Annotated in this window: 14 protein-coding genes; 3 read left to right on the top strand and 11 right to left on the bottom strand. The window is 72.2% G+C overall.

The features are described 5' to 3' along the window. The first annotated feature begins 245 nt into the window (after positions 1-245). Positions 246-2,405, top strand: coding sequence for a PTS fructose transporter subunit IIABC (locus IG05_RS0111425; RefSeq protein ID WP_030341634.1), 2,160 nt, complete (start codon positions 246-248; stop codon positions 2,403-2,405). Positions 2,406-2,511: 106 nt separating this feature from the next. Here the strand turns inward: IG05_RS0111425 and IG05_RS0111420 are convergent, their stop codons facing one another. The 4 genes from IG05_RS0111420 to IG05_RS0111405 form a co-directional block, all read right to left on the bottom strand. Continuing rightward, entirely contained in the window at positions 2,512-3,258 is a 747-nt protein-coding gene (locus tag IG05_RS0111420; RefSeq protein WP_030341632.1) for a DUF6227 family protein, read from the bottom strand. A 157-nt stretch (positions 3,259-3,415) separates the two neighbouring features. After that, positions 3,416-4,633 (bottom strand): L,D-transpeptidase, encoded by a 1,218-nt coding sequence (locus IG05_RS0111415; RefSeq protein WP_199808289.1) that lies wholly within the window; start codon positions 4,631-4,633, stop codon positions 3,416-3,418. A gap of 142 nt (positions 4,634-4,775) precedes the next feature. Further along, a complete protein-coding gene (locus IG05_RS0111410; RefSeq protein WP_030341629.1) occupies positions 4,776-5,798 on the bottom strand; it encodes a P1 family peptidase in 1,023 nt (340 codons plus the stop codon). Positions 5,799-5,839: 41 nt separating this feature from the next. Next, complete coding sequence (locus tag IG05_RS0111405) at positions 5,840-7,078, bottom strand: low temperature requirement protein A (RefSeq protein ID WP_030341628.1); 1,239 nt, start codon at positions 7,076-7,078, stop codon at positions 5,840-5,842. Positions 7,079-7,200: 122 nt separating this feature from the next. Between IG05_RS0111405 and IG05_RS46760 the strand changes: the two genes are divergently transcribed. Then, entirely contained in the window at positions 7,201-7,377 is a 177-nt protein-coding gene (locus IG05_RS46760; protein WP_107051330.1) for a hypothetical protein, read from the top strand. A 43-nt stretch (positions 7,378-7,420) separates the two neighbouring features. On the opposite strand, the gene mscL is transcribed toward IG05_RS46760, so the two are convergent. From mscL to IG05_RS0111370, 6 genes are all read right to left on the bottom strand, one after another. Continuing rightward, positions 7,421-7,897 carry a large conductance mechanosensitive channel protein MscL gene (mscL, locus tag IG05_RS0111395; RefSeq protein WP_030341626.1) on the bottom strand — a complete coding sequence of 159 codons (477 nt, stop codon included), beginning with the start codon at positions 7,895-7,897 and terminating at the stop codon, positions 7,421-7,423. A gap of 138 nt (positions 7,898-8,035) precedes the next feature. Then, complete coding sequence (locus tag IG05_RS42075) at positions 8,036-8,632, bottom strand: hypothetical protein (protein ID WP_078894049.1); 597 nt, start codon at positions 8,630-8,632, stop codon at positions 8,036-8,038. Between the two features lie 141 nt (positions 8,633-8,773). After that, positions 8,774-9,607 (bottom strand): S-methyl-5'-thioadenosine phosphorylase, encoded by an 834-nt coding sequence (locus IG05_RS0111385; protein ID WP_030341623.1) that lies wholly within the window; start codon positions 9,605-9,607, stop codon positions 8,774-8,776. 99 nt (positions 9,608-9,706) lie between these two features. Then, entirely contained in the window at positions 9,707-10,015 is a 309-nt protein-coding gene (locus IG05_RS0111380) for an FmdB family zinc ribbon protein (RefSeq protein ID WP_030341621.1), read from the bottom strand. A gap of 67 nt (positions 10,016-10,082) precedes the next feature. Continuing rightward, positions 10,083-11,381 carry an MFS transporter gene (locus IG05_RS0111375; RefSeq protein WP_030341619.1) on the bottom strand — a complete coding sequence of 433 codons (1,299 nt, stop codon included), beginning with the start codon at positions 11,379-11,381 and terminating at the stop codon, positions 10,083-10,085. Between the two features lie 279 nt (positions 11,382-11,660). Next, positions 11,661-13,166, bottom strand: coding sequence for a potassium/proton antiporter (locus IG05_RS0111370; protein ID WP_078894047.1), 1,506 nt, complete (start codon positions 13,164-13,166; stop codon positions 11,661-11,663). 225 nt (positions 13,167-13,391) lie between these two features. On the opposite strand from IG05_RS0111370, the gene IG05_RS0111365 reads away from it, so the two are divergent. Then, positions 13,392-16,304, top strand: a complete 2,913-nt coding sequence (locus tag IG05_RS0111365) for a penicillin acylase family protein (protein ID WP_030341616.1) — start codon at positions 13,392-13,394, stop codon at positions 16,302-16,304. Positions 16,305-16,387: 83 nt separating this feature from the next. On the opposite strand, the gene IG05_RS0111360 is transcribed toward IG05_RS0111365, so the two are convergent. Beyond that, positions 16,388-16,969, bottom strand: a complete 582-nt coding sequence (locus IG05_RS0111360; RefSeq protein WP_051789718.1) for a 5-formyltetrahydrofolate cyclo-ligase — start codon at positions 16,967-16,969, stop codon at positions 16,388-16,390. Positions 16,970-17,073 lie beyond the last annotated feature (104 nt).

The following is a 17,073-nucleotide window of genomic DNA, read 5'->3' as shown; positions in this document are numbered from 1 at the left end:
CAGCCCGCCCGGCCGGACGGCCCCGCCCGGCCCGACGCGCCCGCCCGGCCGGCCTCGGAGCGGCGGGACTCCCCGTTAACCGCCGCGACCCCGGGGCGGTACGGCCACCCGAGCCGTCGCGCCGTCCCACGGAGGGAGGGCGTCCCCGGCCCCGCCTCCCGCACCACCCCGTCCCCCCACCGCACCCCCGTCCCCACCTGCGCCCACCCCATCTCCCGGGCGATACGCGTGCATAGGAGCCCGCGATGAGCGAAATGATCAGCGCGGACCTGGTCGACCTCGACCTGTCCGCCGACACCAAGGAAGCGGCGGCCCGTGCGCTCGCCGAGCGCATGGTGGCCCAGGGCCGGGTGACCGACCTGGAGGGTTTCCTCGCCGACGTCGCCGCCCGCGAGGCCCAGATGCCGACCGGGCTCGACGGCGGCATCGGCATCCCGCACTGCCGCAGCACCCATGCCACCGAGCCGACCCTCGCCTTCGGCCGCAGCGCCGCCGGCATCGACTTCGGCGCCCCGGACGGCCCGGCCGATCTGATCTTCCTGATCGCCGCCCCCGCCGGCGCCGACGACGCCCACCTCACGATCCTCTCCTCCCTCGCCCGCCAGCTGATGAACGCCGAGTTCACGGACGCGCTGCGGTCGGTGCGGGACGCGGCGACCGCAGCGGCGCTGATCCGCGGCGACGAGGTGCCGGCGGAGGACGGGGCGCAGGACGGTGCGCAAGGCGCGGAGGGCGCCGCCGAGGGCACCGAAGGCGCCGTGGGCGCCTCCGAGGACACCGCTGCGGCGCCGGTGGCGGCCTCCGCCGGCGCCGCGGCGGGCAGCACGGCCCCGGCACCGGGCGCGGCCGGCACGGACGGCTCCGCCCCGGCGCCGGGCGCCACAGCCGCCTCCGGCGAGAACCGCTTCCGCATCGTCGCCGTCACCTCCTGCCCGACCGGCATCGCCCACACCTACATGGCGGCCGAGTCGCTGCAGAACGCCGGCCGCTCGGCGGGCGTCGAACTGGTCGTGGAGACGCAGGGCTCGGCCGGCTTCACCCGGCTGGACCCGGCGGTCGTCGCGGCGGCGGACGCCGTGATCTTCGCCCACGACGTGCCCGTGCGCGACAAGGACCGCTTCGCGGGCAAGCCGACCGTCGACGTGGGCGTGAAGGCGGGCATCAACCGCCCGGCCGAACTCATCGCGGAGGTCCGTGAGAAGGCGGCGCGCGGCGAGGCGACCGCGCCGGCGCACGGGCCGGCCACGCCGGTCGAGCGCGCGGGCGACTCCACCGAGGGCTACGGCACCAAGCTCCGCAAGTGGCTGATGTCCGGCGTCAGCTACATGGTCCCGTTCGTCGCCGCGGGCGGTCTGCTCATCGCGCTGGGCTTCGCGATCGGCGGCTACAAGATCAACAAGGCGCCGTCGGTGATGGACCACTTCCTGTGGACCCAGGCCGACAGCTGGGGCGCCCTGCTGTTCCAGATCGGCGGGGTGGCCTTCGGCTTCCTCGTCCCGGTCCTCGCCGGCTACATCGCCTACGGCATGGCGGACCGGCCGGGTCTGGTCCCCGGCTTCGTGGGCGGCGCGGTCTCGCTGACCATCAACGCGGGCTTCCTCGGCGGCCTGGCGGCCGGCCTGATCGCCGGTGGCGTGGTGCTGGCGATCCAGCGGGTGAACATCCCGGCGGCGTGGCGCGGCATCATGCCCGTGGTGGTGATCCCGCTGATCTCCTCGGCGATCGTCGGGTTCCTGATGTTCGTCGTGATCGGCAAACCCATCGCCGGCGCCCAGAAGGGCCTGACCGACTGGCTGAACGGTCTCACCGGCACCAACGCCATCCTGCTCGGCGCCCTGCTCGGCCTCATGATGTGCTTCGACCTGGGCGGCCCGGTCAACAAGGTCGCCTACACCTTCGCCACCGCCGGCATCGCGGTCTCCAGCCCCAGCGACTCAGCGATGAAGATCATGGCCGCGGTGATGGCGGCCGGCATGGTCCCGCCGCTGGCGATGGCCCTGGCCACCACCGTGCGCGGCAAGCTGTTCACCCCGACCGAGCGCGAGAACGGCAAGGCCGCCTGGGTGCTGGGCGCGTCCTTCATCTCCGAGGGCGCGATCCCGTTCGCGGCGGCCGACCCGCTGCGGGTCATCCCGTCCTCCATGGTGGGCGGCGCGCTCACCGGCGCCCTGTCGATGGGCTTCGGCGCCACGCTGCGCGCCCCGCACGGCGGCATCTTCGTGGTGCCGCTGATCGGCAACCCGTTCCTGTACCTGGTGGCCATCGCGGCAGGCGTCTGCGTCACCACGGCCCTGGTCGTCCTCCTCAAGGGCATGCGCAAGCCGGCCCCCGAGTCCACGGCCACCGACCCGGCCGGCCGGCAGACCCCCACCCCGAAGGAGACCAAGCAGCCGGTGGCGGCCTGACCGCCACGACACCACCGACGTCAGCCGCACGGCACGGCAGGCACGGCCCCGGGGCATCGGACCCGGGGCCGTGCCGCGTTCCGCCTGCCCCCGCTTACCTCTGCGTCTACCCCTGCCGGGTCGCGCGGCGTTCCATCGCGTCGCGGGCCGCGCTCTGCGACATGTACACCTCGCACATGTGCCGCCCGTCCGGCGTCGCCGTGTGCTCGACCTCCCACAGGGAGAGCTCGGTGCCGTCCGGCAGCAGGAAGGCGTGTTCGTACAGCGCGTAGCTCAGGCCGGTCCGGCCGGCGCGCCCGGGGCGGCCGAACGCCTGGGTGATCTCGTGCGCGGTCGCCGTCGCCAGCAGTGCCGCCGTCTCCGGGCCGGGCCGGTCGGGGTTCTCCGCGCGGCGCAGCAGCCGGCGTGCGTGGTCGGCCGAATCGCCGGAGGCGTACATGTGCCGGGGCTCGGGGATCGCCCACAGCCGCATCAGCGACGGAAGCTCGAAGTCGCGCGTCTCCGGCGGCAGCCCGAGCCGCGCCGTGGCGGTCTGCAGCTCCTCCTCGTCGACGTACACCTCGTGCTCGGGGGCGCTGCCCGGCGTCGGATTGTGCACCAGCTCCCACAGCGTGACCGCCGAGCCGTCGACGAGCAGCCAGGTGTGCCGGTACGTCTCCCGGCGCAGTCCGGCGCTGTGGTACGCGGAGTGCAGCGAGCTGTCGTGCGCCAGCGCGCAGTCGAGGCGCCTTATCACCTCGTCGGGCAGCTCGAACGAGTTCAGGGCACGGCCAAGGAGTCGCGCGAGATGCTCCTCAGGAGACTCGGGCGACTCGGCTGGTTCGTACGGTGCCGTCTCGTACGGAACGCTCAAGGCATCTCCCGGCGTTGCTGCATGTCACCTTGTGGGTGCATACCGTAGCCCCTCGGTCGGACATCATGTCCGGGAACCGAGAAAACGTACGCCGGGAAAACGCGCGGGCCGCGCGAGATGTTCCCGCGCGACCCGTGAAGTCGTCAAAAAGCACCGCTCAGGCGGCACTTCCCGCGGTCCAGGCGCTCCACGACATGTTCCAGCCGTTGAGCCCGTTGTCGGGGGAGACGGTGCTGTCGGGGGAGTTCTTCACGATCACGACGTCCCCGACGAGCGAGTTGTCGAAGAACCACTTGGCCTGCGTGTCGCCCTGCGCCCCCTGCACGTCCGCGAGGCCGACGCAGCCGTGGCTGGTGCCCTCGCGCCCGAACGGCGGGTTGCCCCTGTTGTACCAGTAGTTGCCGTGGATGAACGTCCCCGACGTGGTCAGCCGCATCGCGTGCGGCACGTCCGCGATGTCGTACTCCCCGCCGAAGCCGACCGTCGAGCCGTTCATGCGGGTCTGCACGAACTTCTCGGAGATCACCATCTGCCCGTTGTACGTCGTGTGCTGCGGGCTGCCCGCCGAGATCGGCACCGTCTTGAAGGTCTGGCCGTCCCGGACGACCGTCATGGTCTGCGTACGGGCGTCGACCGTGGAGACCTGCGACCGCCCGATGGTGAAGGAGACGGTCTTCTTCTGCACCCCGTAGACGCCCTTCGCGCCCTGCACGCCGTCCAGGTCGATGTTCAGCGTGACCTTGGAGCCGGCCTTCCAGTACTCCTGCGGCCGGAAGTCGAGCCGGCGGTCCCCGAACCAGTGGCCGGCCACCTGCTGGCCGCTGCTGGAGTTGACCGTGATGTGGGACTGCACGGCCTTCTTGTCGGTGATGGACTTGTCGAAGGTGAACGACACCGGCATGCCGACCCCGACCGTGGAGCCGTTGTCGGGCGTGTAGGTGCCGATGAAGCTGTTCGACGAGCTGACCGTGGTGAAGATGGAGTTGGCCGCCGCGGTACGGCCGCCGGAGTCCTTCGCGGTCGCGGCTATCTGGTACTTCGTCCCGCGCTCCAGCCGGGCGTTGGGCTTCCAGCTGTGGCCGTCCGCCGATATCGCCCCCGGCACGGTCTGCCCCGACCCCGCCACGGTCATCTTCACGTCCGTCAGCCTGCCGTCGCTGACCTTCACCCCGGTGGCGTTGATGGACGCCCCGGTCGAACCGTCCTTGGCCGAGATCGCTATCTTCGCCGTCGACGTCTTGGGGGAGTCCTTGCCGCCCTTGCCGTCGTCGGTCGCGTTGGCGCTGCCGCCGCAGGCGGTCAGGGTGAGGGCGCCGACCATCAGGGCGGCACAGGCCCCCAGTGCGCGCCGCGCTGCAATGTCCGGCGTTGTCACGGGCTGCTCCCAGTTCGTGTGATGTGCGTGATCCGTTCCAGTGCGTGGAGAAAGAGGGCACCGGAGCCGGGGAAGGTTCCCTCCGGCGCCCCCGAACGCCATCACGTGACAGAACCGCGACAATCCAGGGCTCAACCCGGCCCTAGCGGCCGTACAGCTCCCCGTACGACGGCCACACTCCGCCCGGCCCGTCCACCGGCTCGGCCGCCCGTACGGCGCGGACGATCGCGCGCGTGACGAGATCCGCGCCGGCGGCCAGGACGTCGTTGAGGGCCAGCGGGTGCTCGCCGAGCGGCCGGGCGCCGGTCGCGAGGGCGAACACCGTGTCGCCGTCGTGCAGGAGGTGCACCGGCCGGACGGCGCGCGCGATGCCGTCGTGCGCCGTGCCCGCGAGCTTCTGCGCCTGCGCCTTGCCGAGGTCCGCGTCCGTGGCGACCACCGCCAGCGTCGTGTTGAGCGGCGCGGGCGCGTTCCGGGCGGCGGTCTCGTCCAGGCGCCGGCACGCGGCTTCGTGCACGCGCTCCTCCGGATACTCGACCCGCCCCTGGAACAACTCCCCGTACAGCACCCCGGTGTCCGGATCCATCACCGACCCGGCCGCGTTGGCGATCACCAGCGCCGCCACGGTGATCCCCGAGGCGAGCACCGTACTCGCGCTGCCCACCCCGCCCTTGAGACGTCCGGCGACGGCTCCCGTGCCGGCGCCGACGCATCCCTCGGGCACCCGCCCACCCGGCACGGCCGCCGCCGCGGCCTCCACCGCCGCGCGTCCCGTAGCCGCGTCCGGACGGGCCCGGAAGTCGCCGCCGCGCCCCAGGTCGAAGACGCACGCGGCCGGCACCACCGGCACGACATGCGCCGGATCCGCTCCCACCCGCACCCCGCGCCCCCGCTCCTCCAGCCAGGCCATCACCCCGGACGCCGCGTCCAGCCCGTACGCGCTGCCCCCGGTCAGTACGACCGCGTCGACCTTCTGCACCACGTTGCGCGGGTCGAGTGCGTCGGTCTCCTTGGTGCCGGGGCCGCCGCCGCGCACGTCCACGGCGGCGACGACGCCGCCCTCGGGTGCGAGGACGACCGTGGTGCCGGTGAGCCGGCCGTCGCCGACGCGGGTGGCGTGTCCCACCCGCAGCCCGGCGACATCCGTCAATGCGTCAGCTGTCATGGACGCCAGTCTGGCCCAGCCGGCGTGCTCTTCGGCGGGACTCAGCCGGCCGGGGCGGTGGCGCCCGGCGCGCGGTCCCGGGTGGCCGTCCGCGTGGTCAGGGCGACCCCGGTGGCCACCGCGGCCGCCGAGACCAGCCCCGCCGCGAGCACCCCCCAGGTGCGCAGGAAGGTGCAGCAGATCACCAGCAGGGCCGTGACGGGCAGCACCAGCTGCTGGGCGAGGCCCACCTTGAAGTGGCGGGAGTGCAGGGCCCACACGGTCAGCAGGTACAGCGCCGTCGGCAGGGTGACCGCGGCCGAGGCGGACAGGGCGGAGATGTGCGCCGTGCCGACCGCCTGCTCCACGGCCACCTCCAGCCCCGCGCCGATCGCCGCCGCGGAAGCGAAGACCAGGTAGTGGCCGTAGCCCCAGACGAACGCCCGCCGACTGGAGCGCAGGTGACCGTGGATCGGCACCACGAAGTAGATCCACCAGGCGGAGAACACGATCAGCAGCCCGCCCGCCGCGATGGGCAGCAGCTCGCCCAGTGCGTCGTGCTCGTCGACGCCCGACTTCACGGCCACCGTGGCCGCGGCGATCGTCTCGCCGAGCACGATGATCGTGAACAGTCCGTACCGTTCGGCGATGTGATGCGGGTGCCAGGAGGTCTCCTGAGCCTTCTCCGCGTACAGCGGCACGCACAGTTCCGCCACCGCCATCACCAGGAACACCCACGGCCGGGCCGGCTGCGGCAGCAGCACCAGCCCCAGCCAGCCGACCTGGCACAGCAGCACGCCGTACGCGTACCGCAGTGCCGTGGTCCGCTCGCCGCCCGTCGCCGAGCGCGCGGCTCTCAGCCACTGCCAGGACATCGCCAGCCGCATGATCAGGTAGCCGAGCCAGACCAGCAGGAAGTCCTGGTGCGCGGCGGCCTGGGAGATGCCGGCGGCCAGGACCAGGACGCCGGCGACCTGGAGCAGGGTGACGACCCGGTACAGCGCGTCGTCGTTGTCGTACGCCGAGGCGAACCAGCTGAAGTTCATCCACGCCCACCAGATGGCGAAGAACGCCATCGCGTAGTCGAGGATCCCCTCGCCCGGGTGCCCTGCCGCGACGGCGTGCACCAGTTGCACGCCCGCCTGCGCGATCGCCACGACGAAGCACAGATCGAAGAAGAGCTCCAGCGGGGAGGCGACGCGGTGCGCCTCGTCGCGGCCTCGCGCGGTCAGCCGCCGCAGGGGGCCGGAGGGCTGTGGTGCGCCCGAGGGGGCGGGCGCCGGGGCGGAACTCGACGTCATGCTCCCAGCACAGCAGAAAACCCCCGCGAAATCCTGTGAAGGTGTCGGCGAGCGGGGCGGGGGCGCCGGGAGGGGCGAGAACCCCGGGCGGGGCGGCCCGGCGGGCGCCGTACCCTGGAGGCATGAGCAGCGCCCCCGAGCCCGAGCCGCGCGATCCGAAGCCCGCGCTGGTCTTCGACGACCCGCTGGACCAGCAGTCCTCGGACGACACCGACCGGGGGTGGGGCGACCGCCCGGGCGGCGACAGCGCCGCAGACCTCAGGCGCTTCCTCGACGAGAAGCCGCCCCACCACCTCTGAGCCGCCCGCCGGAGCCGCCGGGCCGCCCTCGGTGGTGCTGCCGCTAGCGCTCGCCGTGCCCCGGCCCGCGCTGGGCGACCAGCGCGTCGCGGATCTCCTTGAGCACCTCCAGCTCGGACACCTCGATGACCTCCTTCGTGCCCTCCCGCGCCGACTTCCGGGCGGCCTGCCGGGCCAGGTACTTCGACATCGGCAGCACCATCAGGAAGTACACGACCGCCGCGGTGATCACGAAGGTGAGCGTGGCGCCCAGGACCGAGCCCCACAGGATCCGCACCCCGTGTGTGGTCGTGCCGTCCGCGCCGACCGTGCACGGGTCCTTCAGGCACGAGCTGTAGTTGTCGAGGTTCTGCGTGCCGATCGCGCCGACCACCGGGTTGATGATCCCCTTCACCACCGTGTTGACGATGTTCGAGAAGGCCGCGCCGATGACCACCGCGACTGCCAGATCGACGACGTTGCCGCGCATCAGGAAGGCCTTGAAGCCGTGCCAGACGCTCGGTTCGTTCTTCGCGCTCACCTAGGGGACTCTCCTCGCGTGCACAGGGTGTGGAACGAAACGCTCCGCAACCTACGACACGGCGCGGCGGGTGTGTCCAGTCCGGCGGCACGATCGTGGGACTCGACAGCCGGCCGTCGACAGGGGGTACGAACCGGTTCAGCACAGCGTCACCGCCAGGCGGGCGGTGGCACTCGCGCCGACCAGCCGTGCCGCCGCGGCACGCGGCACCGCCAGCACGACCAGCGCGCCGCTCTCGGCCGCGCCGGCCGGCGGCTCGGGCACCTCCGTCACCCGCACTCCGCGTGCGAGCACCCGGACTCCGCCTCCGGCCGACGGGTCCGCCGCGGCGATCACGTCGACGCGGTCCCCGGGCCGGAGCAGCCGCACCGTGGCGGCGTCGGCGATCCGCACCGGCGCCGTCACCACCTCGGCCACCGGGTGCCCGCGTCGGTGGTCCGCGGTCCGGTGGGCCCGCGTCCGCTCCGCGGCGTGCGGCGCCGTCGCGGCCTCGGGGCCCGCGGCCACCAGCGCCGCCGCGGTCGCCGCGAGGCCGGCCGCGACGGCCCGCCCGCGGTGCCGTACCAGCCGTTGCAGCACATACCGCCCGCCGCGCACCCGTACCGGATCGAACGGGGGCACCTCAGCGGTCGGCGGTGCGTCCGTGCCCAGCGGGCGCGGCAGCCGCAGAGGGGGCGGAGCGGAAGGGAACGGGGGCGGGGACGAGGAGGACGTGGGCGAGGACGACGTGGGCATGGGGATCACCGCCTGCGGCGAGGAGTTCGGCTTGCGGTCCCACGATGCGGCCCCGCGCCGGATCCCGCCGGGGCCGGTGGATCACCCACCGGTTGTGGACAACTCGCCCACCCGAACGAGAAGCTCCGCGCCCGTGCCGTCCTACGGCAGCGCGAACCCCGGGTCCATCCCCCCGAGCGCGTTCACGCACAGGCAGTCGCGCCCCCCGGTCTCCGGCAGCGCCGCCACCGCGTCGAACAGGACACCGCGCAGCCGGTCCACGTTGGCCGCGAACACCCGCAGCACCTCCTCGTGGGAGACGCCCTCCCCGGTCTCGGCGCCCGCGTCGAGGTCGGTGACCAGGGTCAGCGAGGTGTAGCACAGCTGGAGTTCCCGGGCGAGCGCGGCCTCGGGGTGGCCGGTCATGCCCACCACCGACCAGCCCTGCGCCTGGTGCCACAACGATTCGGCGCGGGTGGAGAACCGCGGTCCCTCGACCACGACCAGCGTGCCGCCGTCCACCGGTTCCCAGTCCCGGCCGCGGGCCGCCTTCAGCGCGGCGGCCCGCCCGGTGGGGCAGTAGGGGTCGGCCATGGACACGTGCACGACGTTCGGCACGGTGCCGTCGGGCAGCGGCAGCCCGTCGAAGTAGGTCTGCGCCCTGGACTTCGTACGGTCCACCAGCTGGTCCGGCACGAGCAGGGTGCCCGGGCCGTACTCGGGGCGCAGCCCGCCCACCGCGCACGGACCGAGGACCTGCCGGACGCCGACGGAGCGCAGTGCCCACAGGTTGGCGCGGTAGTTGATGCGGTGCGGCGGCAGGTGGTGGCCACGGCCGTGCCGGGGCAGGAAGGCGACCCGCCGGCCGGCGATCTCGCCGAGGAAGAGGGAGTCGCTGGGCGCTCCGTAGGGGGTGTCCACCTGGATCTCGGTCACGTCGTCCAGGAAGGAGTAGAAACCCGAGCCGCCGATTACGCCGATCTCTGCGTTCACCATGACCAGCACACTAGCGGGCCGCGTCACCGCGGGGGAGCCGGTGCCGGGGAACGCCGAAGACCCTGCCGTCGCGGGACGGCAGGGTCCGGGTGAGAGTTCTCAGGCGGCCGAGCTGCTGGTGGAGCTGGAGCTCGACGAGGACGAGGTCGAGGCCGAGGACGTCGTGGAGGACGTCTTCGAGTCGGACGACGAGCCGGCCGGCTTCGACGCCGGGGTGCTGCTCGACGTCGAGCCGCGCGAGTCGTTGCGGTAGAACCCGGAGCCCTTGAAGACGATGCCGACCGCGGAGAACACCTTCTTCAGGCGGCCCTTGCAGTTGGGGCACTCCGTCAGGGCGTCGTCGGTGAACTTCTGCACCGCCTCAAGGCCCTCGCCGCACTCGGTGCACTGGTACTGGTAGGTCGGCACTGTCTTCCTCCTGGCACTCTCACTCGATGAGTGCTAACGACGATCCATAGTGACGTATTCCCGGGAATCAGTCCACCGTGGCGGGCACGCGGTGACCGACGCCACGCGCGACCGTGCGGTTCGGCTGCCGCGGGACCAGCCGGGAGCGCAGCGTCACCAGGGTGGCCAGCGCCAGTACGGTTCCGGCCATCGGCACCAGGAATCCGGCGCCGTCCCACAGCCGGTCCTCCAGCTGTCCGGCGACCGTGACGGCGGCGGCCTGGCCGAGCGCGACGGCACCGGTCAGCCAGGTGAAGGCCTCGGTGCGGGCGCCGGCCGGGACCAGGCTCTCGACCAGCGTGTAGCCCGTGATCAGCGACGGCGCGATGCACATGCCGACCAGCAGGCCGAGCGCGGCGAGCAGCGGCACCGAGTGCGCCGTCCACAGGGCGGACGCCGCCAGCGCGAGCGCCGTGTAGCCGATCACCAGGCGCCGCTGGGGAGCCGCCTTCCAGGCGATCGCGCCGCAGACGATGCCGGACAGCATGTTTCCGGCGGCGAAGACGCCGTACAGGACGCCGTTCAGGCCGGGCTCGCCGATCGACTCGGTGAAGGCCGCGAGCGACACCTGCATGCCGCCGAAGACGGACCCGATGCCGAGGAAGGTCACGACCAGCACGCGCACGCCCGGGACGCGCAGGGCGGAGGTGTGCTGCACGCGCGCGTGCCCGCTCTGCGCGGACACCTGCGGCTGCGTGCTCTTCTGCGCGGCGAACAGCAGACCGCCGACGAGGGTCAGCGCGGCCTCGGTGACCAGGCCCGCCGACGGCGTCACGGTGGTGCACAGCGCGGTCGCCAGCAGCGGGCCGAAGACGAAGGTCAGCTCGTCGGTGACGGACTCGAAAGCCGCCGCGGTGGTCATCAGGGGCGAGCCCTGGAGCTTCACGCCCCAGCGGGCCCGCACCATGGGGCCGACCTGCGGCACCGAGGCGCCGGTCGGGACGGCCGCCAGGAACAGCGCCCACAGGGGCGCGTGGGCCAGCGCGAGCGCCGTCAGGGACAGGCCGGAGACGGTGTGCACCAGGACGCCGGGGAGCAGGACGGCCCGCTGGCCGTAGCGGTCGGCGAGACGCCCGCTGTAGGGCGCGAACAGCGCCATGGAGACACCGGTGGCGGCAGCGGCGGCGCCCGCGGCGCCGTACGAGCCGGTGGTGTGCTGGACGAGCAGCACGATGGAGATGGTGAGCATCGCGAACGGCTGGCGCGCCGCGAAGCCGGGCAGCAGGAACGTCCAGGCGCCGCGGGTGCGCAGCAGCTGTCCGTATCCGGGGCGGGAGGACGCCGGCGAGGTCTTCTCCGGTTCGGTGGTGGTGACCGTGGATCCCACGGCCCGTGCCTTTCTGCCGCCTGGTAGCGCGTGCCCCGTACGGGCCGGGCGCCGAGAGCTGTCCTCTTGCGCGGACTGCGGTAGATACCGGTGCCCACGGGGGTGTGGGGGGCGACCCGGCCGCCATACGGTCGCGCCAGCTCTGCGTCAGGCAGAGTTGGTTCGATCAGTGTGCGCCTTCATCGTACAAGGGAGCACCGCTTGCGCGTCTGTGAAAACGAGCACCATGGGCGCGGTCACCTGGGAATTCATGGGGTGCGAACGGTGCGAAACGCCCTCTCAGTGTGTGGTGCCGTTCCCGCCGGTGCCCAGCCAGCCGGCCAGCTTGCCGCCGTGGGCGACCGCGCGCAGGCGCCGTTCCGCCGCGTCGCGGACCGGGTCGGTGGCGACGACCAGCAGCTCGTCGCCGCGCCGCAGCACCGTCGAGGGCATCGGCACGAACGATTTTTCCTCCCGTACGACCAGCGTGACGGCCGCGCCGGGCGGCAGCCGCAGCTCGCTGACCTCCACGCCGTGCATCCGGGAGCCCTCGGGGACGGAGACGGACAGCAGGTGCCCGCGCAGCCGTTCCAGGGGCGCCGATTCGATGCCGAGGTCGGAGGCCTCGCCCTGCTCGCCCAGGCGCAGGGTGCGGGCCAGCCAGGGCAGGGTGGGCCCCTGGACGAGGGTGTAGACGACGACCAGGACGAAGACGATGTTGAAGATGCGGCGGCTGCCGACGACCCCGTTCACCATCGGGATGGTCGCCAGGATGATGGGCACGGCGCCGCGCAGGCCGGCCCACGACATCAGGGCCTGCTCCCGCCACGGCACCCGGAACGGCGCCAGGCTGCCCACCACGCTCAGCGGGCGGGCCACCATGGTCAGCACCAGCCCGATGACCAGGGCGGGCCAGACGTCGTCGCCCAGCTCGTGCGGGGTGACCAGCAGCCCGAGGAGGACGAACATGCCGATCTGCGCGATCCAGCCGAGCCCCTCGGCGAAGCCGCGGGTGGCGGGCCAGTGGGGAAGCCGCGCGTTGCCGAGCGTCATCGAGGCCAGGTAGACGGCGAGGAAGCCGCTGCCGTGCCCCAGGGCGCCGGCGGCGTAGGCGGTGACGGCGATGGCCATCACGGCGATCGGGTAGAGGCCGGAGGCGGGCAGGGCCACGTGCCGCAGCCCCCAGGAGCCGAACCAGCCCACCGCGATCCCTATGGCCGCGCCGATGGCCAGCTCCAGGGCTATCTCGCCGAGCAGGACGTACCAGTGCTCGACCGGGCCGGCCGTGGAGAAGGCGACGACCAGGATGACCACCGGGGCGTCGTTGAAGCCGGACTCGGCCTCCAGCGTGCCCGTCACGCGCGCGGGGAGGGGAATCCTCCTCAGGACCGAGAAGACCGCCGCCGCGTCCGTCGAGGACACCACCGCGCCGATGATCAGCGCCTGCCGCCACTCCAGCCCGACCAGGTAGTGCGCGCCCGCCGCGGTGACCCCCACGCTGATCGCGACGCCCAGCGTGGCCAGCACGGATGCGGACGACAGGACCGGCCGGATCTCCTTCCACTTCGTGCCCAGGCCGCCCTCGGCGAGGATCACGACCAGGGCCGCGTATCCCATGACCTGGGTGACCGCGACGCTGTTGAAGTCGATGTGCCCGATGCCGTCCTGGCCCATGAGGACGCCGATCCCCAGGTAGACGAGCAGGCTGGGGAGCCCGCTGCGCGAGGAGACCCGGACGGCCGCGACGGCGACGAGCAGCACGACGGAGCACACGAGCAGGAGCTGGTTGAGGTGGTGGACAGTCAGCGGGCGTTCCTCCTCCGGGAGCGGGGCGGGGAATCTCCGGTTACTTCGTTACCTTACCTAAGTCTTGACGCTTTCTTGACGTTCACGAGGCAAGATCGAACGCTCGTGCGCGCTGGTTCCCGACTCCGCGTCAAGCGGGGCAGGGCCCTGCGCCTATGGTTGCTCCAGCGCTCATTCAAAGTCACAGCCCGACCTGCCGCTCGCGTTAGGACAGCAAGGACAGCGATGCCCCCCAACACCACCGCCACAACGGGTGACACCGCCACCACGGGTGCCACGTCCGTCAAGTCCGGCAGGAAGAAGGGGCGCAGAGCCCGACTGATCGTGCTCGTGCTGGTCCTGGCCATCATCGGAGGCGTCGCCTACGGCGCCTACTGGTCGATCAGCACGGTCCGCGCCTCCTTCCCGCAGACCACGGGTTCGATCAAGCTCGACGGCCTGTCCGGACCGGTCGACGTCAAGCGGGACGGCTACGGCATCCCGCAGATCTACGCCTCCTCGGACGAGGACCTGTTCATGGCGCAGGGCTTCGTCCAGGCGCAGGACCGGTTCTACGAGATGGACGTGCGCCGGCACATGACCTCCGGGCGCCTGTCGGAGATGTTCGGCAAGGGGCAGGTCGAGAACGACGCGTTCCTGCGCACCCTCGGCTGGGACCGGATCGCCCAGCAGGAGTACGACACCAAGCTGTCACCCGCCACGAAGAAGTACCTCCAGGCCTACGCCAAGGGGGTCAACGCCTACCTCCAGGGCAAGGACGGCGAGGACATCTCGCTGGAGTACGCGGCGCTGGGCTTCACCAACGACTACACGCCGCAGAAGTGGACCCCGGTCGACTCCATCGCCTGGCTGAAGGCGATGGCCTGGGACCTGCGCGGCAACATGCAGGACGAGATCGACCGGGCCCTGCTGACCAGCCGCCTCGGCCCGCAGCAGATCCAGGACCTGTACCCGGCGTACCCCTCCGGCCGCAACAAGCCGATCGTCCGGGACGGGCAGTACGACGATCTGACCAAGGCCTTCCAGCAGAGCGGCGTCGCGAACACCGCCCAGGGGACGACGGGCGGCACTACCGGCACCACGGGCACGGGCGGGACCACGGGCACCACCGGCACCACGGGCACCACGGGCACCACCGGCACGGGCGGCACCGCGGGCACGGCCGGCGGCACCGCGGGCACCACTCAGGGCGCCACGGGCACGGCCGGCTCCTCCGCCTCGGGCGGGACGGGTTCGGGCCTCACGAGCCAGCTGGGCGGCCTCTACAACGTCCTGGACGACCTCCCCACGGCCGTCGGCGTGAACGGCCAGGGCATCGGCTCCAACTCGTGGGTGGTCGCCGGCAAGTACACCGTCAAGGGCAAGCCGCTGCTGGCCAACGACCCGCACCTGTCGGCGTCCCTGCCGTCCGTCTGGTACCAGATGGGCCTGCACTGCCGGACCGTCTCCAGCAAGTGCCAGTACGACGTCAGCGGCTACACGTTCGCCGGCATGCCCGGTGTGGTCATCGGCCACAACGGCAAGATCGCCTGGGGCATGACCAACTCCGGGGTCGACGTCACCGACCTCTACCTGGAGAAGGTGAGCGCCAACGGCTACCTGTACGACGGCAAGATCCGGCCGTTCAAGACCCGCGAGGAGACCATCCAGGTCGCCGGCGGCACGGCCAAGAAGATCGTCGTCCGTCAGACCCAGGACGGGATGCCGCTGCTGTCCGACCGTGACGACGAACTCGTCGAGGTCGGCAAGAAGGCGACCGTGAACACCGCCGCACCCGACCGGGGTGACGGCTACGGCATCGCCCTGCGCTGGACCGCGCTCGACCCGGGCACCTCCATGGACGCCGTGTTCGCCCTCGACAAGGCCGCGGACTGGAAGGACTTCCGCGCGGCGGCGGCCCTGTTCGACGTGCCGTCGCAGAACCTGATCTACGCCGGCACGGACAACCACATCGGCTACACGCTGCCCGGCAAGATCCCCACGCGCTCCGCCAAGGACGACGGCTCCGTCCCGGCGCCGGGCTGGGACTCGAAGTACCGCTGGACGGGCTTCATAAAGCAGGACGAGCTGCCCTACGAGTTCGACCCCGACCGCGGCTACATCGTCACCGCCAACCAGGCCGTGGTCGACCCCGGGAAGTACCCGTACACGCTGACCACCGACTGGGGCTACGGCACCCGCAGCCAGCGCATCTCCGACCTGATCGAGTCCAAGATCAAGGACGGCGGGAAGGTCTCCACCGACGACATGCGGCAGATGCAGCTGGACAACAGCAGCGAGATCGCCAAGCTCCTGGTCCCCAAGCTGCTGAAGATCGACCTCGACGACCCGGACGTCCGCGAGGCGCAGAAGCTGCTGGAGGGCTGGGACTACACCCAGGATGCCGACTCCGCGGCCGCCGCGTACTTCAACGCCGTCTGGCGCAACATCCTCAAGCTGGCCTTCGGCAACAAGCTGCCCAAGGAGGTGCGCGTCAAGGGACAGTGCCTGTGGGTCGACAAGATCGACAGCACCGGCCCGGTGGACGACGACACCAAGGTGCGCGAGTGCGGCCGGCGCGACGCCGACCAGGCGCAGCCGGACGGCGGCGACCGCTGGTTCGAGGTCGTGCGCACCCTGATGGACAAGCCGGACAGCGACTGGTGGAAGACGCCCAAGTCGGGCACCCGGCCCGGCGCCGAGAACCGTGACCAGCTCTTCGCGCGGGCCATGATCGACGCCCGCTGGGAGCTGACCGCCAAGCTCGGCAAGGACATCGACACCTGGAGCTGGGGCCGCCTGCACCGGCTGTTCCTGAAGAACCAGACGCTCGGCACCGAGGGCCCCCAGGTCCTGCAGTACATCCTGAACCGCGGCCCCTGGAAGCTGAGCGGCGGCGAGGCCACCGTGAACGCGAGCGGCTGGAACGCCGCCGGCGGCTACAACGTCGTCTGGGTGCCGTCCATGCGGATGGTCGTCAACCTCGCCGACCTCGACAAGTCCAGGTGGATCAACCTGACCGGCGCCTCCGGGCACGCCTTCAGCGCGCACTACACGGACCAGACGGGCAAGTGGGCCAAGGGCGAACTGCTGCCCTGGTCGTTCTCGGCCAAGGCGGTGGACCAGAGCACGAGCGACACGCTCGTCCTCAAGCCGTGACCCGGTGACGGCGCAGCACTGAAAACGGCCCTCCACGCGCGCGTGGAGGGCCGTTTCCCGTTCCGCGGGCGGACGGGTGCGGGTCAGCCGGCCGGGAAGCCGCGCACTCCCGAGGGCGTCACCACCGCGTGCACCGGCCTGTCGTGCGCCTCGGCCGGGACCCGGGCGACGACCTCCGCGTCGTACAGCAGCACCACGAGCCGGGGGCGGGCACCCGCGTGCTCCAGCCGGGCCAGCACCCGGTCGTACGACCCGCCGCCGCGCCCCAGGCGCATCCCGCGCGCGTCCACCGCGAGCCCGGGCAGCAGGACGACGTCCGCGGCCGTCACGGCGTCCGGGCCGAGCCGTGCCCCGGCGGGCTCGAACAGCGCCATCCTCCCGCCGTGTTGCACGCGCGCGAGGGAGTCCGGGCCGGCGTACTCGCCCCAGTCCAGGTCGTTGTCGGGCAGGAGCGCGGGGAGCAGGACGCGCACCCCCCGCGCGCGCAGCGCGTCCAGCAGGGCGAGCGTGCCGGGCTCGCTCCCCACGGAGACGTACGCCGCCACCGTGCGCGCGCGGGCCAGCTCGGGCAGCTCCAGGGCGTGCTCCGCCAGCGCGCGGCCCGCCTCCCGGACGTCACCCGCCGTCAACCCGTTCCTCACCGCGAGGAGCTCTCGCCGCAACATCCGCTTGTCAGGCTCGCCCGTACGTCCGACGTGTTCCACTGGTGGTTCGCGCACCCTTCTTAATGCAGGTCATAGGAGGGTCAAGCAGCCGGAGCCCCAGATTC

The organism is Streptomyces sp. NRRL S-1022 (assembly GCF_000720135.1).
Classification (GTDB): domain Bacteria; phylum Actinomycetota; class Actinomycetes; order Streptomycetales; family Streptomycetaceae; genus Streptomyces.
The sequence above is the reverse complement of the archived record's forward strand: the minus strand, read 5'-3'. Positions and strand labels throughout refer to the sequence as shown.